A 26,026-nucleotide genomic window follows, 5' to 3' on the forward strand; every position below is an offset into this window, starting at 1 on the left:
CGAGGCTTTCCGGGTTCCCGGCGCCTCAGAGGGTGGGCTGCTAGAACAGGGTGGGCTGCGCCGTTCCTGAAGGGTTGGCGGCTGAATGGCTGCCGTTCGCGCGTTCGTGGCCTGGGCGGCCCGCATGCCTGAAGTTCGCATGCCCTGCCGTGTCCGGGATGCTCCCGGCCGGGTACTGGGCTTCTTCCTCGCGGGCGTCGTCGTGGCCGTTGCCGTCCAGATCCCGGTGGCTGAATCCGTGCGAGCCGGAGAAGCCGTGGAGGTCCTTGAAGTAGCGGATGCGGCCAGCCAGCCACGCCCGGTACTCCTTGGACGCATAGGACCCGCTCCCGTACAGGCGACGGTATTTGCCTGCCAGGTGGGGATGTTCCCTTGCGATCCACTGCATGAACCATTCACGGGTTCCCGGTTTCAGGTAGAGCGCGCCGGCCGTGACGCCCGTGGCGCCGGCCGCTGCCAGGGCGCCGAAAAGGGAGTCGAGGGCCTCGTCGCTGTCAGAGAGCCACGGCATGATGGGCATCGCCATGACGCCGCAGGGCAGGCCGGCCTCCCGCAGCCGGGAGATGAGCTTCAGCCGCGCCCGCGGCCCCGGCGTCCCGGGTTCCACGGCCTCGGACAGCCGTTCGTTGGTCATGGCCAGCGAAATGCCAACCCCGACAGGCACTTGGGCAGCGGCGTGCTTGAGGAGCGGGATGTCCCGGGCCAGGAGCGTGCCCTTGGTGAGGATGGACAGGGGAGTGCCGGACTCGGCGAGGGCCGCGATGATGCCGGGCATGAGCTGATAGCGGCCCTCGGCGCGCTGGTACGGGTCCGTGTTGGTGCCGAGGGCCACATGCTCGTGACGCCAGGAGGCCTTGGCGAGTTCCTTGCGGAGGATCTCAGCGGCGTTGATCTTGACCACCACCTGGCTGTCGAAGTCCAGACCGGCGTCGAAGTCCAGATAGGTGTGGCTCTTGCGCGCAAAGCAGTAAACGCAGGCATGGCTGCAGCCGCGATAGGGATTGATGGTCCAGTCGAACGGCATCTTCGAACCGGCGACCACCTTGTTGAGCACCGATTTGGCGGTGACCTCATGGAAAGTGATCCCGGCAAACTCCGGGGTGGAGACGGAGCGCACCAGCCCGGCCAGCGGCAGCAGGGCCGGGGCGGCCCGTGAACTATCGGCCGGCGAACCGGCGGACAGGGCGGCCGGGGAATCGCCGCGCTCAAGTGCTTGCGCGTCCCATCTCATGCCTACATTCGAATATATGTTCGACTAAATGTCAAGGATGCCACTCGGGGCCGCGCGGTCCTGCACGTGTCATCGGTCAACCCGTACAGCAATCCTTGCCTCCGCCCTTGGCCAGCCGCCGATTACGACGAAGCGGCTTCGATGATCTTCTCGTCTCCCTCGTTCACGGCCTTGACTACGGCGTCGTAGTCGCCACGTTCGACGGCCTTGCTGATCTTCTTGCTGGCCTTCTCAATCGCGTTGTCGACGCGGTCGAGGTAGAGGTCGTCGACGACGGCAACCATCGCCGAGGAGCCCGGCGGCAGCCACTCCTCCGCGTTGACGCCGATGGATTTCTCCTCATGACGCTTCGCGATGGCGCCAGCGCCAGCGCCGATCCCAGCACCGATCACGCCTGAAAGCAGGAGCGGCGGAGCAAACAGTCCGACGACGAGCCCGCCGATGGCGCCGGCTGTGGTTCCGCCGGCGACCAGCCCGCCCCCGTGCTCCTTGACCTCGGTCTGACCCGCGGGGTCACGCGACAGGACAACCGCAGCCGCCACGGCGGCGTCATCCATGCTCTTGATCGCTTTGAAATCCTCTGCTGCCGAGTCGACGTCGGCGTACGAGGATACAAACAAGGTGTAGTTGTGCTCTGACATGGTGCCTCCACTGGTTCCGGCCGGCGGAGCGGCCACTCCGCTTGGTTACTCGACGCTGTCGGACCGGGCCGTGCTGGACCTAACTGAATTTCCAACGGCGGGTGGCCTGTCCCGCCCGGACCGGGCAGTAGGCACTCCGGTCCTCGCGTAGGTCCAACTCTTGCCTCGACGGGTCGGACGCCGGCAGGGCCTTATGGCACCCTTCCAGGAACCAACCGAAGCGGCCAGCGGGACCGCGGCTGCCTAGCAGTGAGCATCGACGCCGGGCGGAGCGTCTCATCGCGGCGAAGGCTGACTCTGGTGCGCCCGGCAGGCTCTTGGGGCAAGAGCGGCTCCGCAACGTACCCAAAGACGGCGTTGACGTGGCTGGGGCGGCGGTGTGAAGCCGCCGTGTGAGGGCGCATTGCTAGGCTGGGGCGATGATTCTCCTGACCGGTTTCGAGCCGTTCGGCGGCGATACGGCCAATCCGTCCTGGGCCGCTGCCCAATCCGCGGCGAGGCTGCTCCGATCCGAAGGGCTGGATGTCCAGGCGGTGGAACTGCCCTGCGTCTTCGGAAACTCGGCCAAGGCGTTGACCGCGGCCCTCGAGCGATTCAAGCCCGAGCTTGTGCTGTGCGCCGGCCAGGCCGGCGGGAGGGCGGGCATCTCCCTGGAACGGGTGGCCATCAATTGTGACGACGCCCGAATCCCGGACAACGCGGGCAACCAGCCGGTGGACGAGCCCGTGGTCCAGGGCGGCCCGGCGGCCTATTTCACGTCGCTTCCCGTCAAAGCGGCGCTCGCGGCCCTGACCGCAGCGCAGATTCCGGCGGAAGTGTCCCAGAGCGCCGGGACCTATGTCTGCAACCACGTCTTCTACGCGCTCATGCATGCCCTGCAAATGCGCCCGGGCACCAGGGGAGGCTTCGTCCACGTCCCCTACGCGGACAGCCAGCTTCCGGCCGGGAGCAGCGCGCCGTCGCTGCCGGCGCAACAGATGGCGGCGGCGCTCGCCGTCGTGGTCCGGACCGCGCTGGCCACGGCGGCGGATCTAAAGATCGCCGCCGGCGCAACGCACTGACTGACAGGCGGCGGCCAAACCGGCAAGCAAACCGGCGGCAGGGCCGGCAGGGCCGCGCCAGTTCTTCCGTCAGCCGGTTGCCCGGCCAGCCAGTTGCCCGGTCACCAATTTTCTTCGGTCAGCCGATCCCCGGCCAGCCAATTGCCCGGTCCGTCAGTCGAGCAGTTCCCAGACGACGTCGATCGTTGCCGTGACACTCGACTCGCCCGCCTCGACGGTGAATGACTCCGCGGCCACCGCCCGCTGCATTGTCGCCATCGGGACCGGTGCCTGGAAGCCTGAGTGCTGGGTGAGGGAAAGCACCTTGCCCAGGCCGGTCCCGGAGAGGGCGGCATAGTGCGCGGCCTTGGTCCGGGCGTCCGCCCAGGCGGCCTCCCTGGCCCGGGCCTCGACGGCGGAGGCATCCGCGAAACCCAGGCTCAGCCCGTTCAGCCGGACGTCGTCCCCGCCGGCGGCAACGGCCGCGGCAAGGATCTGCGAGGACAAGGACAACGTCCGGATCCTGATGGCGAGCGTGCTTGAAGCGAGGTAGCCGGTCACCGTCTGGCCCCGGCCCTCCTGCCAGTTCACCTCGGCACGGACATTGAGCCCGGAGGCGGAGATGTCGGCGCCGTCCACCCTGTGCTCCCGCAGCGCCGAAGTGATGGCGGCCGATCTCGCACCTGCATCGCCGTAGGCCCCGGCAACGGTTTCCCGGCGGCATTCGACGCCGATGGACAACGTCAGGAGGTCCGGCACCGCCTCCGCAGTGCCCGTTCCGGTGGCCGAGATGGTTCTGGGGTTGTGCGTCATGTCAGGCCTCATAACCGTTGGGGGACGTGGCGGGGGACTCGGCGTACACGCAGCGGCGTGTCCGCCGACCGGTGCCCGTGCGGCCGGGCCGCGGGTAGCCGCCCGTTTCCAGGCCGGCGAGGCGTTCGAAGACGTTGGCGCTGCCCGGGTTGCCCGTCCGCCAGAGTGAGAATCCCGCGGCAATGAAGTAGAGGGGAAGGAACGGCAGGCCCAGGCACCAGGCGTACTGGGTGCTGTGCCGCTCCTCATGGCCCAGCAGAGCAGGATTGGCCAGGGCGGTGTCCGGGCCGGCGCGGAACAGGACCACGTTGCCCACCGTGAAAGCCGCCGCGTATGGAAGCCGCCAGCGGTAGCGGCTCGCGATCAGCAGCCCCCGCGGGCCGGTACTGACGGGCGTCCGGGCGCAGGCCGCCAGCACCAGGCCCAGAAGGGTCGAGCCGTTCAGCACGTTGGCGATCTGCCGCACCCGTTGTCCGGACGTCATGAGGCCATGGTAGCCGGGGGGTGTGTCCTGCGGGCAGGAGTCCGCGGGGATGTCCGGTGCCCGCGGGCGGTTTCCCCTGCGGTCAGCGTCCCAGGGAGCCGCCGGGAACGCTGCGTCACGAGCGCCGGGCGTTTGCCTTCCGGCCGGGCGCCGTCTACTAGACTGGGGTCAGTGACCATAAGCCTTGCCGACAACCCGCACCGCGCCCTGCGCCCGGCCGCATGCTGTCGGCATGATCCGACTCGTAGCTAAGAACAGTAGATGACTGAAACTTTGCCGGGCGATGCCGTCCCGAATCCTTTGGATGAAGCCGCCATTACCGCTGCCGTAGACCATGCCGTGGCCGCCATAGCCGCCGCCGCGACCCTCGACGAACTCAAGGCCGTGCGCCTCGCGCACACCGGCGAGAAGTCCGCGTTGAGCCTCGCCAACCGTGAGATCGGGGCGCTGCCAAAGGACCAGAAGGCCGCCGCCGGCAAGCTGATGGGAGCCTCCCGTGGACGCGTCAACAAGGCGCTCGCGGACCGCACTGCCGAGCTCGAAGCCGAGAACGACGCGCGGATCCTGGTCGAAGAGACCGTGGACGTGACAGCGGCGCCGCGCCGGCGCCGCGCCGGGGCACGCCACCCGCTGTCCACGCTGCAGGACCGCGTCGCCGACATCTTTGTCGGCATGGGATGGGAAATTGCCGAAGGTCCCGAGGTCGAGTCCGAATGGTTCAACTTCGATGCCCTGAACTTCAAGCCGGACCACCCGGCCCGGGACATGCAGGACACGTTCTTCGTCGAGCCGCCCGAGGCCCACCTGCTCATGCGCACGCACACCTCGCCGGTGCAGGTCCGCTCCATGCTGGAACGCGAGGTGCCCATCTACGTGTTGTGCCCGGGCAAGGTCTTCCGCACGGACGAACTCGACGCCACGCACACCCCGGTCTTCCACCAGTTCGAGGGCCTGGCCATCGACAAGAACCTGAGCATGGCGGACCTCCGCGGCACCCTGGAGCACTTCGCGCGCCAGATGTTCGGGGCGGAAGCCCGGATCCGGCTCCGCCCGAACTACTTCCCGTTCACCGAGCCGTCCGCGGAGCTGGACATCTGGCACCCGGGCGCCAAGGGCGGTCCCGGCTGGATCGAATGGGGCGGCTGCGGCATGGTCAACGCCAACGTCCTGCGCGCCGCCGGCATCGACCCGGACGTCTATTCAGGTTTTGCCTTCGGCATGGGCATCGAACGCACCCTCATGTTCCGCAATGAGGTCGGCGATATGCGCGACATGATTGAAGGCGACGTACGTTTCAGCGAGCACTTCGGGATGGAGATCTAACAGTGCGTATCCCACTTTCCTGGCTGCGCGAATTCGCGCAGGTACCGGCCGGAGCAACGGCCGAAGACGTCATGGCCGAGCTGGTCAAGGTCGGACTCGAAGAAGAAGCAGTCCATCGCCCCACGGACACGATCCAGGGTCCGATCGTGGTGGGCCAGGTGCTCAGCATCGTCAAGGAGCCCCAGTCCAACGGCAAGACCATCAACTGGTGCCAGGTCCGGGTTGTCCCCGAGGGCCGGCCACAGCCCCTGACCGGCGAAGGCATCGATCCCTCGGGCGTGCAGGGCATCATCTGCGGCGCCCACAACTTCGTGGAGGGCGACAAGGTGGTGGTCACCCTGCCCGGCGCCGTCCTGCCGGGCGACTTCCGGATCTCCGCACGCAAGACCTACGGTCACCTCTCCGCGGGCATGATCGCCTCGGTGCGCGAGCTCGGCATCGGCGAGGACCACGACGGCATCCTCGTACTGTCCCGGATCGGCCTCGACCCGGAGCTGGGCACCGACGCCATGGAACTGCTTGGTCTTTACGACCAGGCCGCGGAAATCAACGTCACCCCGGACCGCAGCTACTGCTTCTCCATCCGCGGCGTTGCCCGTGAGTACGCCCACGCCACCGGCACCGCCTTCACGGACCCGGTGTCCAAGGTGCAGGTCCCGGCCGTGCTGTCCGGCGGCTACGGCGTCAAGCTCAACGACGCCGCCCCCATCTACGGCAAGCCCGGCTGTGACAGGTTTGTGGCCCGCACCGTGCGGGGCGTGGACGCCACCCGGCCCACCCCGCCGTGGATGACCTCCCGCCTCCGCCTCGCCGGCATCCGCTCCATCTCCCTTCCGGTGGATATCTCCAACTACGTCATGCTTGAGCTCGGTCAGCCGAACCACTGCTATGACCTGGACAAGCTCGCCGGCGACATCGTCGTCAGGCGTGCCACCGCGGGGGAGAAGATCACCACCCTGGATGACAAGGAGCGCACGCTCGACGCCGAGGATCTGCTGATCACGGACGCCTCCGGCCCGATCGGGATTGCCGGTGTCATGGGCGGCGCCCACACCGAGGTTTCGGACTCCACCACGAACGTGCTGGTCGAGGCCGCGCACTTCGACGAAGTCTCGATCGCGCGTGCACGCCGCCGTCACAAGCTGCCGTCCGAGGCGTCCAAGCGCTTCGAACGCGGGGTGGACTGGCAGGTGGCCGATGTTGCCGCCCAGCGCGTGGTGGACCTGCTGGTCGAACTCGCCGGAGGCACGGCGGATCAGGCCGGGACCGACGTCGGGACCGCGCCGGATGCCGTCACGATCGAACTGCCGGCCGGGTACGCCGCAACCCGCATCGGCATCGACTTCACCGAAGAGCAGATCGTCACCTCGCTCGAGGACCTCGGCGCGGTTCTCGAGAAGAACGACGGCGGGTTCGCTGTCACCGCCCCCAGCTGGCGCAATGACCTCGAGACCAAGGACGACCTCACCGAGGAAATCGCCCGGCTGGTCGGCTACGACAAGATTCCGGCGACCCTGCCGGTGGCGCCCCCGGGCCGCGGCCTGACCCGCGTCCAGCAGCAACGGCGCCGCCTGATCCAGGCCCTGGCCGACGCCGGTCTGACCGAGGTGATGGCCTACCCGTTCGTTTCCAAGGCGGCCAATGACACCTTCGGCGTCCCCGTCGAGGGCGCGGCGCGCAAGGCCCTCAAGCTGGCCAACCCGATCAGCGAGGAACACGGCTTCCTGCGGACCTCCGTCCTGCCGGGCCTGATTGAGGTGGCCAAGCGCAACCACTCGCGCGGGTTCCGCGATCTCGCCCTCTTCGAAGCCGGGCTTGTCTTCCTGCCCGGCGAGCAGCTGGGCACCGCCTCGATTCCGCCGCTCGGGGTCAAGCCGGGCGACCAGGTGCTCGACGCCCTGTACGACGGCGTTCCGGACCAGCCGCTGCACCTCGCCGCCGTCCTCACGGGACACGATTCTCCCGCCGCCCCGGCGCACACCCCACGGGTGTGGGACTGGGCGGACGCGGTGGACATCGCCCGCATGGCCGGTGACGTGCTGGGCGTGGACCTCGTGGTCACGCAGGGCCGGCACCAGGCCTTCCACCCGGGCCGGGCGGCGCAGATTGCGTTGCGCACCGGCGCCGTGGTCGGCTACGCGGGCGAACTGCACCCCAAGCTGCTGGCGGCCCACGACATGCCCGCCCGCTCCGTGGCGCTGGAACTGAACGCCGACGCGCTCTTCGAGGCGGCTGCCGACGTGATCGTGGCCCGGCACATCTCGGCCTACCCGGTGGCCACCCAGGACGTGGCCCTCGTGGTGCCTCAGGACGTTCCGGCCGGAGAAGTGCTGGCGGCCCTGCGTGAAGGCGCAGGCGAACTGCTCGAGGACGTCGCACTGTTCGACGTCTACGCGGGCAAGGGGATCGAGGAAGGCAAGAAGTCGCTGGCGTTCAGCCTCCGCTTCCGCGCCGACGACCGCACCCTGACGGCCGACGAGGCATCGGCGGCCCGCGAGGGTGCCGTCGCCGCTGCCCACGAGCGCTTCGGAGCGGTTCAACGCTAAGAACTGCGCTGACGACGGCGCGGGCTAGCTGAAAGGGCGGGTCATGGCATCACACCTCGTTGTGCGGGCCTGTCCGCCCTTTCACGTTCCCGGGGCCCCCGGAATTCCCGGAGCGCCCGGAATCCCGGGCGCGCCCGGGGTCGAGGCGGCAACCGCGGAATCGGCCCGGCACCTGGAACGCCAGCTGGACCGCGACGCGCATTCCCTGCTGGACGGGGCCGAGCTTGAGCGGGCCCGGGCCATGACCCCGCGGACCCGGGCAGACTTCCTCGCCGGGCGGCTCGCCCAGCGGCGTTTCGCCGCCGAACTGCTGGGCGTGCCCGCGTCGGAGCTGACCGCCTGGTACAGCTGTCCCCGGTGCGGGACCGGGGCGAACATATCCCATGGCCGGCCGGGGTACCGCCTCCGGGGGCAATCCGTGCCGTTGCTGCTGAGCCTGTCCCGCGCGGCCGGCTGGACGCTTCTGGCCGGCGTCGTGGACCCGGATCCCGGCCTGTGCCTGGGCATTGACGCCGAGGATCCGGCCCGGGCGGATTTCGATGGTTTCGACGACGTCGTGTTGACCCCCGCGGAACGGCGTCACCTCTCCGGGCTGGACGGCATCCGCCTGCTGCGGGGCCGCGCGAGGCTGTGGGCACGCAAGGAAGCGTGGCTCAAGATGCTCGGTACCGGGTTGCAGACGGCCCCGGACACTCTCGACGTGCTGGATGACCTCCCGCACGCCGGCGTGCACGGCCGGGCCGGGCTCCGGGACCTGCCGGCGCCCGAGACGGGCCTGCCCGCGGACCTTGTGGCCGCCGTCGCCCTCGCCGTCCTTCCCTAGCCCTTCCCGGCCGCCGTCCTTTGCGGGCCCGGATGCCGGCACCGGCTCCGGCACCGGCTCCGGCGGCGGGAAGGCTAAGCCGTCAGAACTTCGGCGGCGCAGCCTGCGGGAGCGGCGGAAGGGCCTCTTCGAACAGCCACGGGTGCAGCAGGGCCTCCGCATCGAGGCCCGTCGTGCGGGCCGCTGCGACGATGAAGTCGGCGCTGGTCACGGTGCCGTGGCGGAAGCGGTCCGTCCAGTCGTGCAGCAGGGCGAAGAACGCGAGGTCGCCGCAACGCATCCGCAGGGCGTGCAGCGCCAGGGCTCCGCGTTTGTAGACCCGGTCGTCAAACATCAGCTCCGGGCCGGGATCGCCAATCATCAGGTCCTGCGGGGAAGCGGCGAGCTTGCGCCAGGCGGAGCGGGCGCGGTTCGCGACCGTCATGGTGCCGGCCTCTTCGGACCAAAGCCACTCCGCGTAGCAGGCGAACCCCTCGTGCAGCCAGATGCCCTTCCACGTCGCGGTCGTGAGCGAGTTGCCGAACCACTGGTGGGCGAGTTCGTGGGCGATCATGCGCTGCGAATCCCAGTCCTGCCGCAGGTGGTTGGGGCCCAGGATGGATAGTGTCTGCGCTTCCAGTGGGATCTCCAGCACGTCGCCGGTGACCACCACGGTGTACTCGGGGAACGGATACGGCCCAAAGCAGTTGGTGAAGGTCCGCATCATGTCGGGCTGACGGGCCAGCGCGGCCCGGGCGGTCGCCGCCAGCGCCGCCGGAACGGCCACATACTGCGGCACGTGCCCCGACGGCCGCTCGGCATTGAGGGTCAGGAATTCATAGCGGCCGATCTGGACGGTCGCCAAGTAGGTGGCCATGGGTTCGGCTTGCTCGTACACCCAGGTTTCCCGGCTGGCCCTGCTGGTGCGGGAGAGCAGCACGCCGTTGCAGACGGCCCGGTAGTTCGCCTCGGTGGTCACCGTGATGAGGTACGTGGCCTTGTCCCGCGGGTGGTCATTGCAGGGGAACCAGGAGGCGGCACCGTTGGGCTGGCCGGCCACCAGCACACCATCGGAGAGCTCTTCCCAGCCCACTTCGCCCCACAGGCCGCGGCGCGGCGCGGGGTAGCCCTCGTAGCGGATGTCGAGGGTGAAGGCCTCGTTGGCCAGCAGCGGCACGTCGGGATAGACCACCAGCTGCTCGGCCCGCTGGGTGAACCTGCGAACCCTGCGTCCGTCGAGCGAGATTTTGGTGACCCGCAATCCGGCCAGGTCCAGGACGATCGCCGACGTCGGGAGCTGCGTGACCGCGTGCAGGACGGCGTGCCCGGCGAGGCGGTTGCTGCTGACACGGTAGTCGAGGTCAAGTTCGTACCGTGTAACGCGGTAGGCATTGGTTCCGTGGCCCGGCATGTAGGGGTCGGGGGCGCCGGCTTCCAGTCCGGTGCCGCGGGCGGGCCCCCGGCTGGTTTCGCTGCTGCTTGGTGCGCTGGTGCTCAATGGACGGACCTTCGGGTTGTGGTGCTGGTGGACGTGCGCGGGCCGGGCCTAACGGGGCCTGGCGGGCGGTGTGGGCCCGCCCCACGGGCTGACCGGGTTTCCCATCCAATACGTCCCGGCGGGGACGGTTTCGCCCCGCATGACCAGGGACGCCGGCCCCACCGTGGCGCCGCTGCCGATCCTGGCCTGCGGCAGGATAACGCCGTGCGGTCCCATGGTGGCTCCGTCATCGAGCGTAACAGTGTCGATGCTCATGACCCGGTCATGGAACAGATGGGTCTGGACGACGCACCCGCGGTTGACGGTGGAATTCCTGCCCAGCGTGACGAGGTCCGCCTCGGGCAACCAGTAGCTTTCGCACCACGTGCCCGTGCCGATTTTCGCGCCGAGTCCCCGCAGCCACCACACCATGGCCGGGGTCCCCGTGGCCGCCCGCGCGAACCACGGGGCGCTGACCATTTCGATGAAGGTGTCCACCACCTCGTTCCGCCAGATGAAGGAGCTCCACAGCGGGTGCTCGCCGGGACGGATCCGGCCCACCAGCAGCCACTTGGCCGCTACCGCACTGGCTGCGGCGGTGGCGCCGGCAAGCAGGACCACCACCCCGCCCAGGACCGCGGCCACCCCGTAGTTGAAGACTGCCGCCAACGCGTCAAAGGCCAGCATCACCCCGACGGCGATTGCGACCGTCAGCATGACCGGGACGAACCGGCACAGCTCCCAGAGGGCGCGCGCCACCTTTAGTCGCCTGGGCGGCTGGTACGTCCGTGTGTCGTCGGAGGCGATGGCGGTGCGCCGCAGCCGCACGGGCGGACTGCCGAGCCAGGACGTCCCGGCCTTGGCCTTGGCCGGGGTCGCGGAGAGGACCGCCACGAGGGAGTTCTTGGGCACGTTGCGTCCGGCTCCCGTCATGCCGGAATTGCCCAGGAAGGACCGTTTGCCGATCTTGGCGGGGGCAATGTGCATCCAGCCGCCGTCCAGTTCGTAGGACGCCACCATGGTGTCGTCGGCCAGGAACGCGCCCTCGCCCACGGTGGTCATCCGGGGGATCAGCAGCACCGTCGAGGCCTCCACGTTGCGGCCGACCTTCGCCCCGAGCAGCCGCAGCCAGACCGGGGTGAAGAGGCTTGCGTAGACCGGGAACAGCAGATCCCTGGCCAGATCCAGCACCCGTTCGGTCGCCCAGACCTGCCAGCCGATCCGGCTCCTGACCCTGTAGTAGCCTTCCGCCAGCCCGATGCTGAGGAGCCGGGTGGCGGCCAGGACAAGAAGCAGGTTGGTCAGGAACCACGCCAGCGCTGCCGGGGGGACCGAAAGCGCCAGGCCGGGCAGGGCCGCCGTCAGGGAGGAGCTGCCCTGGATGAACGCGAAGATGACGAGGGCCGCCGCGGCGGCGGAGATGTAGGGGATCAGCGCCAGCACGGCGGATGCGGCGGCGAACCCGGCGAACCAAAGCCGGCCCATGAGCCGGTGCTCGGCGGGGGAGTCCGGCCACGAGTGCCGTGCCTTGCCGCGGCGTTCGGCCGGTGACCCGGCCACCAGCTGCCCGGCTTTGACCTTGCCGATCACCGCCGAGCCGGGCTCCACTTGTGCGCCCGCGCCCACGACGGCGCCCGGCATGAGCGTGCTGCGGGCACCGACGCTTGCGCCGGCGCCAATGCGGATGGCCCCGATGTGGACACGGTCGCCGTCAATCCACCAGCCGGACAGGTCGACCTCGGGCTCGATGTTGGATCCGGCGCCAAGGGAGAGCATCCCGGTGACGGGCGGCAGCGAGTGTAACTGGACGTCTTCGCCGATCTTCGCGCCCAGGGCCTTCGCGTAGTAGGGCACCCACGGCGCACTGGCCAGGCTGATGGCGCCGGCCAGGTCCTGGATTTGTTCCGCGAGCCAAAGCCGGATGTGCACCCGCCCGGACCGGGGATACGTCCCGGGCACAACGTCGCGCAGCAGAACGCGGGCGGCGGCAACGGAGAGCATCATCCGCCCGGCGGGGCTGACGAAGACCAGCCAGGACGCGCCGACCCACCACCAGGAGATTGTGGGCGCGGCGCTGAAGCCGGCGAAGGCTGCCAGAAGGTTGTTGGCGGCCATCAGGTAGGTCAGCCAGCGCATGCCGACGAGGATGTGCAGGGGGACGCCCATGAACATCTGGAAGGCTTGGGATTTCCGGGCCGTCGGGCGCACGGTACGCTCCTGGGCGGGGACCGCGCCGCCCTCGGGAAGCGACTGGCGGGCCGTGTCCACCAGGGCGCCCACCCTGGGTGTGGCGTAAATGTCGGCCACGGTGATGGTGGGGTAGCGGACGCGCAGGGCGGACACCAGTTGCGCGGCAGCCAGCGACCCGCCGCCGTAGGCGAAGAAATCGGCGTCGAGGCTCGTGACCGGGCTCCCCAGCACGGCGCTCCATTGGTCCACGATCCACTGCGCGTCGTCCGGCACGTTCAGCGCGGCGCCTTCGGCCTCGGCTGCCCCGGTTCCGCTCAGCGGCCAGGGCAGGGCGTGCCGGTCCACTTTGCCGCTGGTCTTGGTGGGCAGCGAATCCACGAGCGTCAGGAGCGGGATGAGGGGTGCCGGCAGGCTGTCGCCCAGCAGTTCGCGCGCGGCGGCGAGATCGATGTCGCGGCCGGACACGGCGGCAAGATAGCCGACCAGGATCTGGTTGCCGGCAGCGGTGGTCTGCACCGCGGCGGCGGCGCCGGCGACGTCCGGCAGCGACTGCAGGGCGGCGTCGATTTCCCCGAGCTCGATCCGCCGGCCGCCCAGCTTGACCTGTTCATCGGCGCGGCCCTGGAAGATGAGGCCCTCGGGTTCGTACTTCACGAGGTCGCCGGAGCGGTACGCGCGCGCCCAGCCCAAGGAGGGCATCGGGGCATATTTTTCGGCGTCCTTGACCGGGTCAAGGTAGCGGGCCAGGCCCACGCCGCCGATGATCAGCTCGCCCACCGCGCCGTCGGCGACCGGCACAGAGTCCGCGTCGACGACGGCGAGATCCCAGCCGTCCAGCGGCAGGCCGATCCGGATGGGGCCGGGCATGCCCAGCCGGGCGGCGCACGCGACAACGGTGGCCTCGGTGGGACCGTAGGTGTTCCACACCTCCCGGCCCTCGACGGCGAGCCGCTCGGCCAGGTCCGGCGGGCATGCTTCCCCGCCGAAGATGAGCAGCCGGACGCTTTCCAGCGACTCAACGGGCCAGAGCGCGGCCAGCGTGGGGACGGTGGAGACCACCGTGATGCCGTGGCTGATGAGCCAGGGGCCCAGGTCCATGCCGGTGCGCACCAGCGCCCGGGGTGCCGGGACGAGGCAGGCGCCGTGACGCCATGCGAGCCACATTTCCTCGCAGGAGGCATCAAAGGCAACGGACAGCCCGGCCAGTACCCGGTCCTGCGGGCCCAGCGGGTCGTCCTGGAGGAACAGGCGCGCTTCCGCGTCCACGAACGCGGCCGCAGAGCGGTGCTGGACGGCAACGCCCTTGGGCGTCCCGGTGGAGCCGGAGGTGAAGATAACCCACGCGTCGTCGTCGGGGCCGGCCGGCCGGGCGGCCGGGAACGGGCGGGGGTGTTTGCTGTCTGTGACGATCTTTCCGCCGGCGCGCAGGATGCCGGCCACCCCGGCTTCCCCGAAGACCAGCTTGGCCCGCTCATCCGGATCGTCGGCGTCGACCGGGACGTAGGCCGCGCCGACCAGCAGTACCGCCAGGATCGCGACGTAGAGCTCGTTGGTGCCGGACGGGATCCTGACACCGATCTTGTCGCCGGCGCCGAGCCCGGCCGTATGCAGTTTCCGCGCCGCTGCCCGGACTTCGTGCAGGAGCTGGGCGTAGCTGAGCGAGCGGTGCCCGTCGTCGAGGGCGGAGGCATCCGGGAACCGGGCGGCGGTGTCACGGATGATGTCAATCAGCGTCCGCTCCGGCGGGGCGGAGAGCGCGCCCGGCAACTGCGGCGCGTGAACGCGGGCGCCGTTCACCTGAAGACTCTGAACCGTACCGGTGTCGGGGGCTTCACTCTGGGTTAGTCGTTGCTCGGTCACTGGCGCATTGTCCCTGCAGGAGATGAACGGATGATGTTGCCCCGGCTTGGGGGACGCGGGGCCTAGGGGATGAGGATGACCTTGCCGGTGGTCCGGCGCTGTTCAAGGTCATCGTGGGCCCGGGCTGCCTCGGCAAGGGAGTACCGGGCTCCGATCCTGACCTTGAGGTTACCCCCGGCTGCGGCGGCGAAAATTTCGTCGGAACGCCATCGGCGTTCCCGGGCATCGCGAAGGTAGTGGCCCATGGTCGGCCGCGTGAGGTAGAGGGAGCCGCCGGCGTTGAGCCGCTGCGGGTCGAACGGCGGGACCGGGCCGGACGCGCCGCCGAAGAGCACCAGCATGCCCCTGATGCGCAGCGAGGCCAAGGAGGCATCGAAGGTGTCTTTCCCGACGCCGTCGTACACCACGTCCGCGCCGGTGCCATTTGTCAGATCCCGGACCCGCTCGGCGAAACCGTCGTAGCGCAGCACGTGGTCGGCCCCGGCCTCGCGGGCCAGCTGCTCCTTCGCATCGCTGGAAACGGTGGTGATGACATGGGCGCCCTTGGCCTTGAGCATCTGGATCATGAGGAGGCCCACGCCGCCGGCGCCCGCATGGACCAGCACCGTGTGGTCCGGCTCGACCTTGAACGTCGAATTGATGAGGTAGTGGGCGGTCACACCCTGAAGCGGCAGCGCCGCAGCAGTGAAATCGTCCAGGCCGTCAGGAACAGGCAGTGCCTTGTCCTCATCGACGAGGGCGTAGCCGGCGTAGCAGTTGATACCTTCCGCGGTGGCCACCCGGTCACCGGGCGTGAATCCCGTGACGTTCCCGCCCACTTCCTCGATGGTGCCCGAGGCCTCGGAACCGGGAGTGAAGGGGTAACTGACTTTGTAGACGCCGCTGCGCTTGTAGGTGTCGATGAAGTTCACGCCGGCGGCGGCGACCCTGATCAGCAGCTGGCCCGGCCCGGGAACGGGGCGGGCCGCTTCGTCGAGTTCCAGGACCTCGGGGCCCCCGGCCCTGCTGGCGACGATTGCGTGCATCATATGGCTCCTATTCCGGGCGGGAAATCTGTCCCGGTCCCTGGGACCATCCTAGGGACACCGGCGACAACCATGAAGGGGCCGTTCGTAACTAGCCGTCACGTGATGGCCGGGCGCCCGCGGCGTGCACCGGCGTGAACCGGCGGGCCTCGCCGGTTAGTAGCGGCGGGTGACGGTCGCCATGGGGCATTCGAAGTGGCGGCCCGCGGCGAGTCCGACGTCGTTGAGGTAGCGGACAATGATGGCGTAGGACTGCATCAGCGTGGTTTCCGTGTACGGAACCTGGTGCTTGGCGCAGTACTCGCGAACGATCTTGGCCGCCTTGTCCAGCTGCGGGCGGGCCATGTCCGGAAAGAGGTGGTGCTCCGCCTGGCGGTTGAGGCCGCCGAGCAGGATGTCCATGAAGCGGCCGCCGGAGATGTTCCGGGACGTCAGGACCTGGCGGCTGAAGAAGTCCACGCGGCTATCCGCCGGGAGCACCGGCATGCCCTTGTGGTTCGGCGCGAACGACGCACCCATGTAGAAGCCGAACACGGCCAGCTGGACGCCGATGAAGGCGAACGCCATGCCGAGCGGCAGGAAGGAGAAGGCGAGGATCGGCAACAGGCTGAGCCGGACCGCGAGGATCGGGATTTCAACCCAGCGGTGCGTAACCTTGGCCCGGCGGACGATGAATTTCACCGAATCGATCTGGAGCCCCAGGCCCACCAGGAACAGGAGCGGGAAGAAGAACCAGCCCTGCTTGCGGGTCAGGAACGCGAGGCGCCCCTGCCGGTCGGCCACGGCTTCGGGGTGGAAGGCGATGGGGCCGGGCGCGATGTCCGGGTCCTTGGAAATGACGTTCGGGTGGTTGTGGTGCGCGCCGTGTTTCTGCTCCCACCAGGAGTAACTGATGCCGGCCACGGACGTGGCGAGCAGCCGGGCGGCCCAGTCGTTGGCGCGGCGGGACGCGAAGATCTGGCGGTGGCCGGCCTCGTGGGCCAGGAAGCTCAGCTGCGTGCAGAGGATGCCCAGGGCGGCGGCGATCAGGAGCTGGAACCAGCTGTCACCGATCAGGGCGAAACCGAACCAGGTGGCGGCCATCAGCAGCACGAGGCTGGCGAAGACGGTGACATAAAACCCGACCCGCCGCTCGAGGAGGCCGGCCGTCTTGACGCTTTTCAGGAGTTCCGAATAGCTCAGGACGACGGCGTTGGGCTGCCGGACCCGCGAAGGAGGTCGCACAGGCGTGTCGGCGGGAAGGGTTGAAGTGGCGGTCATGGAGCGCTGGCCTCGTCACTGTTACGGGCAACGCTGCAAACTGACATTCGCAGCTGCACGGTCTGGATCACCCTTTACCAAGCATACGCCCCGGGGTTTACCCGGTCCGCCGATCCGCTGCGGATTCTCTGCCGGCGGAATTCCGGACGCGGGCAGGACTGCGCCCGAGGAGTGCTCTCGGGGGAGTGCTGCCAGGGGAGCGCCGGACACAAAGCCATCGATGCATAAATATCGGCATCTATGCATACTCTTGCTGTATAGTCGTGTCTATGACAATTTCTGTTGCCGTCTCCGGGGCGAGCGGTTATGCCGGCGGCGAGGTCCTTCGGATCCTCGCCGGTCATCCCGACGTCACCATTGGCGCCATCACAGCCCACAGCAACGCCGGTTCCAGACTAGGGGAATTGCAGCCGCATCTCCATGGCCTGGCGGACCGGATCCTTGAGGACACCACGGTGGAGAACCTGGCGGGGCACGACGTCGTGTTCCTCGCGCTGCCGCACGGGGCGTCCGCGGAGATCGCGGCCAAGCTGCCCGCCGGGACCGTGGTGATCGACGCCGGCGCGGACCACCGCCTCGAGGACCCGGAAGCCTGGCGGAAGTTCTACGGTTCCGCGCATGCAGGAACCTGGCCGTACGGCCTGCCGGAACTGCCGGGCCAGCGCGATGCCCTCCGCGGCGCCACCCGGATCGCCGTCCCGGGCTGCTACCCGACGTCGGCCCTGCTGGCCCTCACTCCCGGCTTCAGCAACCACCTGCTGGAAGGCGACGACGTCGTGATTGTCTCCGCTTCCGGCACCTCGGGGGCCGGCAAGGCCGCCAAGGTGAACCTGATCGGCGCCGAGGTCATGGGCTCCATGAGCCCCTACGGTGTGGGCGGCGGACACCGGCATACCCCCGAGATTGAACAGGGACTGTCCAAGGCCCTGAACGCTCCGGTCACCGTGTCCTTCACGCCCACCCTGGCCCCCATGAGCCGGGGCATCCTGACCACGGCGACCGCCAAGGTGCGGACAGGGGTGACAGCCGAGGAACTGCGCCGCGCCTGGAGCAAGGCTTACGATGACGAGCCTTTCGTCCACGTGCTCCCGGAAGGCCAGTGGCCCTCCACCAAGTCCGTCCAGGGTTCCAACCATGCCGTCATGCAGCTTGCGCTCGATGCCCGCATCGGCCGCGTCATTGTCACCTGCGCCATCGACAACCTGACGAAGGGGACAGCCGGCGGGGCTGTGCAGTCCATGAATATTGCCCTCGGCCTGGCGGAAGACGCCGGCCTCAACCTCCAGGGAGTCGCACCGTGAGCATCACCGCACCGCTTGGGTTCCGCGCCGCCGGCGTCACGGCCGGCCTGAAGACTTCCGGCAAACCGGATCTGGCCCTCGTGGTCAACGACGGCCCCTCCAAGTCCGCCGCCGCCGTCTTCACGTCCAACCGCGTCGCCGCGGCCCCCGTGCACTGGTCCCGCGAGGTGGTCAAGGATGGCCGCGTGGACGCCGTGATCCTCAACTCCGGCGGGGCCAACGCCTGCACCGGGCCCCAGGGCTTCCAGAACACGCACACCACCGCGGAGAAGACCGCCGAAGCGCTGGGCGTCTCCGCCACCGACGTCGTGGTCTGCTCCACCGGACTGATCGGCGAACAGCTGCCCATGGAGAAGATCCTGGCCGGGATCGGATCCGTCACCGCCGCCCTGGCCGCCGACGGGGGTCCCGCCGCGGCCACCGCGATCATGACCACGGACTCCGTGTCCAAGCAGGCCGTCTTTACCGGCACGGACACCGAGGGCAAAGAGTTCACCATCGGCGGCATGGCCAAGGGCGCCGGCATGCTGGCCCCGGGCCTGGCCACCATGCTGGTGGTGCTCACCACGGACGCCGACGTCCAGCCGGAAATGCTCGACGTCGTCCTCCGCGACGCCACCCGGGTCACCTTCGACCGTGCGGACTCCGACGGCTGCATGTCCACCAACGACACCGTGGTGCTCCTGGCGTCGGGGGCCTCCGGCGCCGTGCCGTCCGCCGTCGATTTCGGCGCCGGCCTGACCGAGGTCTGCGCGGAACTGGCACGCAAACTGATCGGCGACGCCGAGGGCGCCAGCCACGACATCGCGATCCGCACGTTCAACGCCGCGAGCGAGCGTGACGCCGAGATCGTCAGCCGCGCCGTCGCCCGCTCCAACCTGTTCAAGACCGCAATCTTCGGCAAGGACCCCAACTGGGGTCGCGTGCTCTCCGCCGTCGGCACCACCGACGCGGCGTTTCAGCCGGACCAGCTGAATGTGTCGATGAACGGGGTGCAGATCTGCCGGAACGGCAGCATCGGCGATGACCGCAACCTCGTGGACCTGGAACCGCGCGCGGTCCTCGTCGAAATCGACCTGCAGGCCGGCGATGCCGAGGCCACGATCCTCACAAACGACCTCACGCACGACTACGTCCACGAAAACAGCGCCTACTCCAGCTAACCCCCGGGGGGTGGACGCAGTTATGGACGCAGTTAGGGACGAACAGTAAGGACGAACGCCATGAGCACCCAGACACGCGAGACCACCTCCATGTCCGACGCCCGGGACAAGGCCGCCACGTTGATTGAGGCCCTCCCCTGGATCCAGCGCTTTGCCGGCACCACCATGGTCATCAAATATGGCGGCAACGCCATGGTCAACGACGAGCTCCGGCGCGCCTTCGCCGAGGACGTCGTCTTCCTGCATCACGTCGGCATCCACCCCGTGGTGGTGCACGGCGGCGGCCCGCAGATCAACGCCATGCTCAGCCGGCTCGGGATCGAATCCGAGTTCAAGGGCGGGCTGCGAGTCACCACGCCCGAGGCCATGGACGTGGTCCGGATGGTCCTCACCGGCCAGGTGGGGCGTGAACTCGTGGGCCTGATCAACTCCCACGGCCCGTACGCCGTCGGGATGTCGGGGGAGGACGGCGGACTGCTCCGCGCAGTCCGCACCGGCACCGTGGTGGACGGCGAAGAGGTGGACCTGGGCCTGGTCGGGGAAGTGGTGGGCGTGAACCCGGAAGGGATCGTGGACATCCTCGCGGCCGGCCGGATCCCGGTCGTCTCCACCGTTGCCCCGGAGATCTCCGCGGACGGATCCACCACCGGGCAGGTACTCAATGTCAACGCGGACACGGCAGCGGCGGCGGTCGCGTCCGCGCTGGGTGCATCCAAGCTGGTCATCCTGACCGACGTCGAAGGCCTCTACGCCAACTGGCCGGACAGGTCATCGCTCATCTCGTCGCTGACGGCTTCGGAGCTGCGCGAGATGCTGCCGCGCCTGGAGTCCGGCATGATCCCGAAGATGGCGGCCTGCCTGAAAGCGATTGACGACGGCGTCGAGCGCGCCCACATCGTGGACGGCCGCCTGCCGCACTCGATGCTGCTGGAAACCTTTACGACGGCGGGCATCGGCACCCAGGTCGTCCCGGACGAGGAAAGCAAATGAACCAGATCGAAACAGCATCTTCCACGGATCTTGAACACTCTCCGGTAGGGGAGCTGGTCCACTCGCACGCCACCGGCGCGCAGTGGCTGTCCCGCTACTCCTCGTCGCTGCTGGGCGTCTTCGGCACCCCGCAGCGGGTCCTGGTCCGCGGCGCCGGCTGCCTGGTGTGGGACGCCGACGGCAAGGAGTACCTGGACCTGCTTGGCGGGATCGCGGTCAACGCCCTCGGGCACGCCCACCCCTTCGTCACCTCGGTGATCTCCAGCCAGCTGGCCACCCTGGGACACGTCTCCAACTTCTTCACGAGCCCCACCCAGATCGCCCTGGCCGAGAAGCTCCTGGGACTGACCAAGGCGCCGGCCGGCTCGAAGGTGTTCTTCGCCAACTCCGGCACGGAAGCCGTCGAGGCGGCCTTCAAGCTGGCGCGCCGCAACGCCGGCACAAGCCACGACGGCGCCGCGGAGAGCGCTGCGGAGAACACAGACAAGCAGCGCACCAAGATCATCGCGCTCGAAGGCGCCTTCCACGGCCGCACCATGGGCGCCCTCGCGCTGACCGCCAAGGAGGCCTACCGGGCACCGTTCGCCCCGCTGCCCGGCGGCGTCGTACACATCCCGTTCGGCGACATCGAGGCCCTCCGCGCCGCCGTGGACAGCACCACCGCCGCCGTCTTCCTCGAACCGATCCAGGGCGAGGCCGGCGTCCGGCCGCTGCCCCCGGGCTACCTCAAGGCCGCCCGCGAGGCCACGAGCGCGGCCGGAGCCCTGCTGATCCTCGACGAGGTCCAGACCGGCATCGGCCGCACCGGCAAGTGGCTCGCCAGCGAGGACGCCGGGATTGTGCCCGACGCCGTGACCCTCGCCAAGGGCCTGGGCGGCGGCTTCCCGATCGGCGCCCTCGTGACGTTCGGCGCGGAAACATCCGCCCTCCTCACCGCAGGCCAGCACGGCACCACGTTCGGCGGCAACCCGGTGGCCACCGCGGCCGCCCTCGCCACCCTGCACGTGCTCGAAAACCAGGACGTCCTGGCCCACGTCCGCGCCGTCGGGGAGCACCTGCGCGCCGGCCTCGCCGGAATCGGCGGCGTGACCGAGGTCCGCGGGGAGGGGCTGCTGATCGGCTTCGACCTCGACGCCGACGTCGCCCCCGGCGTCGTTGCCGCCGGGCTGGACGCCGGGTTCATCGTCAACAGCCCGGGCCCGCGCACCATCCGGCTGGCGCCGCCCCTGATCCTGACCACCGGGCAGGCCGACAGCTTCCTGGCCGCACTGCCGGCCCTCCTCACCACCGCAAAGGACGCCCAGTGACCGCCCCAGTGCCCGCATCAGTGCAAACCCGCCACTTCCTCAAGGACACGGACCTGAGCCCGGCCGAACAAGCCGAGGTCCTGGAACTCGCCGTCCGCATGAAGGCCGCGCCGTACAGCGTGCAGCCGTTCGCCGCGGCGGGCAGCGGCCGCCAGACGGTTGCCGTCATATTCGACAAGACCTCCACGCGGACCCGGGTCTCCTTCGCCACCGGCATTGCTGACATGGGCGGCAACGCGCTCATCATCAACCCGGGCGAGGCACAGATCGGGCACAAAGAATCGGTGGAGGACACCGCCAAGGTGCTCGAGCGCATGGTGTCCACCATCGTGTGGCGGACCGGCGCGCACTCCGGACTCGTCGCCATGGCCGCGAACTCACGCGTCCCGGTCATCAACGCCCTGTGCGATGACTACCACCCGTGCCAGCTCCTGGCGGACCTCCTGACCATCAAGGAGCACAAGGGCGGGCTCAACGGCCTGACCATGGCCTACCTGGGCGACTCCGCGAACAACATGGCCAATTCCTATCTGCTGGCCGGCGTCACCGCGGGCATGAACGTCCGCGTGGCCGGCCCCGATGGGTACCTGCCGTCGCCGGAGATCATCGCGGCTGCCGAGGACCGGGCCGCGGAGACCGGCGGGTCGGTGCTGGTCACGGTCGACGCCGCAGAGGCCCTGCTCGGCGCTGACGTCGTCGCCACCGACACCTGGGTATCCATGGGACAGGAAGCGGAGAAGGAAGCGCGGATGGAACTGTTCCGCAACTATGCCGTCGACGCCGACGCGATGAAGCTCGCCGCGCCGGACGCCGTCGTGCTGCATTGCCTGCCGGCGTACCGGGGCTACGAGATCGCGGCGGACGTCATTGACGGTCCTCAGTCCGTGGTCTGGGACGAGGCCGAAAACCGGCTCCACGCCCAGAAGGCGCTCATGGCCTGGCTCATGCACCGCTCCGGCCTGGCTGTTGTTGACGGGCTCGCGCCGGTCGATGGGCCCGCACCTGTGGGCGGCTTGGCCTGATGTCCGTCCAGCCCGCCTCGCCGGGGGCCAGCCCGGCCACCAAGACAGCCCGGCAGGCACGGATCACAGCGATCCTGACGGGCGAATCCGTCCGATCGCAGGCCGAGCTCGCTGCGCTGCTCGCGGACGACGGCGTGCAGGTCACCCAGGCCACGCTCTCGCGCGACCTCGTGGAACTCGGCGCCGTCCGGGTCCGCGGCAAGGACGGCGTGCTGGTCTACGCCGTCCCCGGGGAGGGCGGCGAACGGGCGGCCAAAAGCGGCGTGACACAGGAAATCCTCGACGCCCGGCTGACCCGGTTGTGCGGGGAACTGCTCGTCACCGCCGAGGCCTCGGCCAACCTGGTGGTGCTCCGGACCCCACCGGGCGCCGCGAACTTCCTGGCCCTCGCGATCGACCACTCCGTGATGCCCTCGATCCTGGGCACCATCGCGGGGGACGACACCGTCCTGCTCGTCACCCGGGACCCCCTGGGCGGCGCGGACATCGCCGCACGCTTCCTGCAGTTCGCCGAGGAAGCCGGCCAATAGCGGCGGCGGGCCTGCCACAGCGGTGTGACAGGCTGTTCCTTACACAAGATTTTCCCGACAAAACTTTCCCAGACACAAAGCATCACCCAACAACAAAGGAGCATTTGACGTGACTGAGCGTATTGTTCTGGCCTACTCCGGTGGCCTGGATACTTCCGTAGCCATCGGTTGGATCGGAGAAGCCACCGGCGCCGAGGTCATCGCCGTGGCGGTCGACGTCGGACAGGGCGGCGAATCGCTGGAAACCATCCGCCAGCGTGCCCTGGGCTGTGGCGCCGTCGAGGCTTACGTGGCCGACGCGTCCGATGAGTTCGCCAACGAGTACTGCATGCCGACGCTGAAGGCCAACGCCCTCTACCAGGGCCACTACCCGCTGGTGTCCGCCATCTCCCGCCCGGTGATCGTCAAGCACCTGGTCAAGGCTGCCCGCGAATTCGGTGCCACGACGGTCGCCCACGGCTGCACCGGCAAGGGCAATGACCAGGTCCGCTTCGAGGTCGGCATCCAGACCCTCGGCCCGGACCTGAAATGCATCGCCCCGGTCCGCGACCTTGCCCTGACCCGCGACAAGGCCATCGCCTTCGCCGAGGAAAAGGGTCTGCCGATCGAGACCACCAAGAAGAACCCGTACTCGATCGACCAGAACGTCTGGGGCCGCGCCGTCGAGACCGGCTACCTCGAGGACATCTGGAACGCCCCCACCAAGGACATCTACGACTACACCGCCACCCCGGAATTCCCGCCGGCACCGGATGAGGTCACCATCTCCTTCGAGGCCGGCGTGCCGGTCGCGATCGACGGCGTCAAGGTCACCCCGCTGCAGGCCATCAAAGAACTCAACCGCCGCGCCGGCGCCCAGGGCGTCGGCCGCATCGACGTCGTCGAGGACCGCCTGGTAGGCATCAAGTCCCGCGAAATCTACGAGGCCCCCGGCGCCATGGCGCTGATCACCGCGCACAAGCACCTCGAGGACATCACCATCGAGCGCGAGCAGGCCCGCTTCAAGGCCACGGTCGGCCAGCGCTGGGCCGAGCTGGTCTACGACGGCCAGTGGTTCTCCCCGCTCAAGCGCTCCCTCGACGCCTTCATCGAGGACACCCAGCGCTACGTCACCGGCGACATCCGCATGGTCCTGCACGGCGGCCAGGCGATCGTCAACGGGCGCCGCTCCGAGACCTCGCTCTACGACTTCGACCTCGCCACCTACGACACCGGAGACACCTTCGACCAGTCGATGGCGCGCGGCTTCATCGAGCTGTGGGGCATGTCCGCCAAGGTTGCCTCCGGCCGCGACATCCGCGTCGCCGGAAAGTAGCCCCTGTGGCTGAGCAGAAGTCCGAGGCGACCAACACGGGTGCGCTGTGGGGTGGCCGGTTCGCCGGCGGCCCCGCGGACGCCCTCGCGGCGCTCAGCAAGTCCACGCACTTTGACTGGCGGCTGGCCCGCTACGACATCGCCGGGTCCAAGGCGCACGCCCGCGTGCTGCACAAGGCCGGGCTGCTGGATGACGCCGAACTCGAGGGCATGCTGGACGCCCTGAGCCGGCTGGATGAGGACGTCGCCTCCGGGGCCTACCTTCCCGCGGAGTCCGATGAGGACGTGCACGGCTCGCTGGAACGCGGACTGATCGAGCGCGCCGGCACCCAGCTCGGCGGCAAACTCCGCGCCGGACGGTCCCGCAACGACCAGGTGGCAACATTGGGCCGGATGTTCCTGCGCGACCACGCCCGGATCATCGCCCGCGGCGTGCTCGCCACGATCGACGCGCTGGTGGACCAGGCCAAGGCACACCAGGGCGTGGCCATGCCGGGGCGCACGCACCTCCAGCATGCCCAGCCGGTGCTGCTGAGCCACCACCTGCTGGCCCACGCCTGGGCGCTGCTGCGCGATGTGCAGCGGCTGGCCGACTGGGACAAGCGTGCCGGGGTTTCGCCCTACGGTTCGGGCGCCCTGGCCGGGTCTTCACTGGGCCTGGACCCCGAGGCCGTCGCCGCGGAGCTTGGCTTCTTCTCGGCAACGCACAACTCGATCGACGGCACCGCGTCCCGCGACGTCTTCGCCGAGTTCGCCTGGATCACGGCCATGATCGGCGTGGACCTGTCCCGGGTCTCGGAGGAAGTGATCCTGTGGGCCACGAAGGAGTTCTCCTTCGTTACCCTGCACGATTCCTACTCCACCGGCTCCTCGATCATGCCGCAGAAGAAAAACCCGGACGTCGCCGAGCTCGCACGCGGCAAAGCCGGCCGGCTGATCGGGAACCTGACCGGGCTCCTGGCGACGCTCAAGGGCCTGCCGCTCGCGTACAACCGCGACCTGCAGGAGGACAAAGAGCCGGTCTTCGACGCCGCCGACACACTGGAAGTCCTGCTTCCGGCCGTCTCCGGCATGATCGCGACCCTGAAGTTCAACACCGAACGGATGGAATCGCTGGCCCCCCAGGGCTTTGCGCTGGCCACGGACATCGCCGAATGGCTGGTCCGCCAGGGCGTACCGTTCCGCGAGGCGCACGAGCTCTCCGGGGCCGCGGTCAAGCAGGCCGAAAGCCGCGGCGTCGAGCTCTGGGACCTGACGGACCAGGAATACGCGGACATTTCGGAGCACCTGACACCGGAAGTCCGCACCGTCCTGTCCACCGAAGGCTCGCTCAACAGCCGCAACTCCCAGGGCGGCACGGCACCGGCCGCCGTCGAGCGCCAGCTGCTGGCTCTCGAAGGCGAGCTCGACGCCGTCCGCGGGTACGCGGGCTAGGTTCGCCCAGGTCTGGACGATAAGTTCCGGCAGGCACGGCCACAGCGGTCGAGCCTGCCGGGACTTTCGTCGTTAAGGTAGGCAGACAGGTAACGCGCCAACGCTGTCAGGGGAGACACGCATGACCGATAATTCCGAGGCTGTCACGCTGGATGAACGGGGTGCGCTTGGTTCGATAAGGGCCAGCATCGTTGGTTCCCTCGTTCTTTGCCTTGAGAGCCCAAGTCCTCCGGAAATCGCCGTCCGGGCAATGCGCGACGCCTATTCCAGGGT

The 26,026-nt window shown here is 69.0% G+C and carries 20 protein-coding genes; 12 read left to right on the forward strand and 8 right to left on the reverse strand.

The features are described from left to right. Nucleotides 1–40: 40 nt before the first annotated feature. The gene (locus tag C8D78_RS12175) at nucleotides 41–1,231 is read right to left on the reverse strand and encodes an Rv2578c family radical SAM protein (RefSeq protein ID WP_120954003.1); all 1,191 of its coding nucleotides are present in this window, start codon (nucleotides 1,229–1,231) and stop codon (nucleotides 41–43) included. 122 nt (nucleotides 1,232–1,353) lie between these two features. Continuing rightward, nucleotides 1,354–1,872, reverse strand: coding sequence for a DUF1269 domain-containing protein (locus C8D78_RS12180; protein ID WP_120954004.1), 519 nt, complete (start codon nucleotides 1,870–1,872; stop codon nucleotides 1,354–1,356). A 419-nt stretch (nucleotides 1,873–2,291) separates the two neighbouring features. On the opposite strand from C8D78_RS12180, the gene pcp reads away from it, so the two are divergent. Continuing rightward, entirely contained in the window at nucleotides 2,292–2,933 is a 642-nt protein-coding gene (pcp, locus tag C8D78_RS12185; RefSeq protein WP_120954006.1) for a pyroglutamyl-peptidase I, read from the forward strand. A 153-nt stretch (nucleotides 2,934–3,086) separates the two neighbouring features. On the opposite strand, the gene C8D78_RS12190 is transcribed toward pcp, so the two are convergent. Next, nucleotides 3,087–3,725: an SIMPL domain-containing protein gene (locus C8D78_RS12190; RefSeq protein WP_120954008.1), complete on the reverse strand. Its 639-nt coding sequence runs from the start codon at nucleotides 3,723–3,725 to the stop codon at nucleotides 3,087–3,089. 1 nt (nucleotide 3,726) lies between these two features. Further along, a complete protein-coding gene (locus tag C8D78_RS12195; protein ID WP_244208371.1) occupies nucleotides 3,727–4,209 on the reverse strand; it encodes a hypothetical protein in 483 nt (160 codons plus the stop codon). Nucleotides 4,210–4,470: 261 nt separating this feature from the next. Between C8D78_RS12195 and pheS the strand changes: the two genes are divergently transcribed. The 3 genes from pheS to C8D78_RS12210 are packed head-to-tail and all read left to right on the forward strand — an operon-like array spanning nucleotide 4,471 to nucleotide 8,901. Then, complete coding sequence (pheS, locus tag C8D78_RS12200) at nucleotides 4,471–5,532, forward strand: phenylalanine--tRNA ligase subunit alpha (protein WP_120954010.1); 1,062 nt, start codon at nucleotides 4,471–4,473, stop codon at nucleotides 5,530–5,532. Nucleotides 5,533–5,534: 2 nt separating this feature from the next. Then, the gene (pheT, locus tag C8D78_RS12205) at nucleotides 5,535–8,078 is read left to right on the forward strand and encodes a phenylalanine--tRNA ligase subunit beta (protein ID WP_120954012.1); all 2,544 of its coding nucleotides are present in this window, start codon (nucleotides 5,535–5,537) and stop codon (nucleotides 8,076–8,078) included. A 43-nt stretch (nucleotides 8,079–8,121) separates the two neighbouring features. Beyond that, nucleotides 8,122–8,901, forward strand: coding sequence for a 4'-phosphopantetheinyl transferase family protein (locus C8D78_RS12210; RefSeq protein ID WP_120954015.1), 780 nt, complete (start codon nucleotides 8,122–8,124; stop codon nucleotides 8,899–8,901). A gap of 82 nt (nucleotides 8,902–8,983) precedes the next feature. Here the strand turns inward: C8D78_RS12210 and C8D78_RS12215 are convergent, their stop codons facing one another. The 4 genes from C8D78_RS12215 to C8D78_RS12230 form a co-directional block, all read right to left on the reverse strand. Then, a complete protein-coding gene (locus tag C8D78_RS12215; protein WP_425266696.1) occupies nucleotides 8,984–10,378 on the reverse strand; it encodes a M1 family metallopeptidase in 1,395 nt (464 codons plus the stop codon). A 48-nt stretch (nucleotides 10,379–10,426) separates the two neighbouring features. Continuing rightward, nucleotides 10,427–14,344 carry a Pls/PosA family non-ribosomal peptide synthetase gene (locus tag C8D78_RS12220; protein WP_120954017.1) on the reverse strand — a complete coding sequence of 1,306 codons (3,918 nt, stop codon included), beginning with the start codon at nucleotides 14,342–14,344 and terminating at the stop codon, nucleotides 10,427–10,429. A 125-nt stretch (nucleotides 14,345–14,469) separates the two neighbouring features. Further along, entirely contained in the window at nucleotides 14,470–15,435 is a 966-nt protein-coding gene (locus C8D78_RS12225; RefSeq protein WP_120954019.1) for a quinone oxidoreductase family protein, read from the reverse strand. 153 nt (nucleotides 15,436–15,588) lie between these two features. Further along, complete coding sequence (locus tag C8D78_RS12230; RefSeq protein WP_120954021.1) at nucleotides 15,589–16,692, reverse strand: fatty acid desaturase family protein; 1,104 nt, start codon at nucleotides 16,690–16,692, stop codon at nucleotides 15,589–15,591. Between the two features lie 269 nt (nucleotides 16,693–16,961). Between C8D78_RS12230 and argC the strand changes: the two genes are divergently transcribed. From argC to argH, 8 genes are all read left to right on the forward strand, one after another. After that, complete coding sequence (gene argC, locus C8D78_RS12235; protein ID WP_120954023.1) at nucleotides 16,962–17,993, forward strand: N-acetyl-gamma-glutamyl-phosphate reductase; 1,032 nt, start codon at nucleotides 16,962–16,964, stop codon at nucleotides 17,991–17,993. Then, a complete protein-coding gene (argJ, locus tag C8D78_RS12240; protein ID WP_120954025.1) occupies nucleotides 17,990–19,156 on the forward strand; it encodes a bifunctional glutamate N-acetyltransferase/amino-acid acetyltransferase ArgJ in 1,167 nt (388 codons plus the stop codon). The genes argC and argJ overlap by 4 nt, the downstream gene beginning before the upstream one ends. Nucleotides 19,157–19,216: 60 nt before the next feature. Further along, nucleotides 19,217–20,146 (forward strand): acetylglutamate kinase, encoded by a 930-nt coding sequence (gene argB, locus C8D78_RS12245; protein ID WP_120954027.1) that lies wholly within the window; start codon nucleotides 19,217–19,219, stop codon nucleotides 20,144–20,146. After that, nucleotides 20,143–21,453 (forward strand): acetylornithine transaminase, encoded by a 1,311-nt coding sequence (locus C8D78_RS12250; RefSeq protein WP_120954029.1) that lies wholly within the window; start codon nucleotides 20,143–20,145, stop codon nucleotides 21,451–21,453. Before argB ends, C8D78_RS12250 begins: the two co-directional genes overlap by 4 nt. After that, nucleotides 21,450–22,475, forward strand: coding sequence for an ornithine carbamoyltransferase (gene argF, locus C8D78_RS12255; RefSeq protein WP_244208372.1), 1,026 nt, complete (start codon nucleotides 21,450–21,452; stop codon nucleotides 22,473–22,475). Before C8D78_RS12250 ends, argF begins: the two co-directional genes overlap by 4 nt. Then, nucleotides 22,475–23,005: an arginine repressor gene (locus C8D78_RS12260; RefSeq protein ID WP_079551248.1), complete on the forward strand. Its 531-nt coding sequence runs from the start codon at nucleotides 22,475–22,477 to the stop codon at nucleotides 23,003–23,005. The genes argF and C8D78_RS12260 overlap by 1 nt, the downstream gene beginning before the upstream one ends. A gap of 109 nt (nucleotides 23,006–23,114) precedes the next feature. Then, nucleotides 23,115–24,320, forward strand: a complete 1,206-nt coding sequence (locus C8D78_RS12265) for an argininosuccinate synthase (protein ID WP_120954031.1) — start codon at nucleotides 23,115–23,117, stop codon at nucleotides 24,318–24,320. Between the two features lie 5 nt (nucleotides 24,321–24,325). Further along, nucleotides 24,326–25,753 carry an argininosuccinate lyase gene (argH, locus tag C8D78_RS12270; protein WP_120954033.1) on the forward strand — a complete coding sequence of 476 codons (1,428 nt, stop codon included), beginning with the start codon at nucleotides 24,326–24,328 and terminating at the stop codon, nucleotides 25,751–25,753. Nucleotides 25,754–26,026 lie beyond the last annotated feature (273 nt).

Origin of the sequence: Arthrobacter oryzae (genome assembly GCF_003634095.1) — a bacterium.
Lineage (GTDB): Bacteria > Actinomycetota > Actinomycetes > Actinomycetales > Micrococcaceae > Arthrobacter > Arthrobacter oryzae.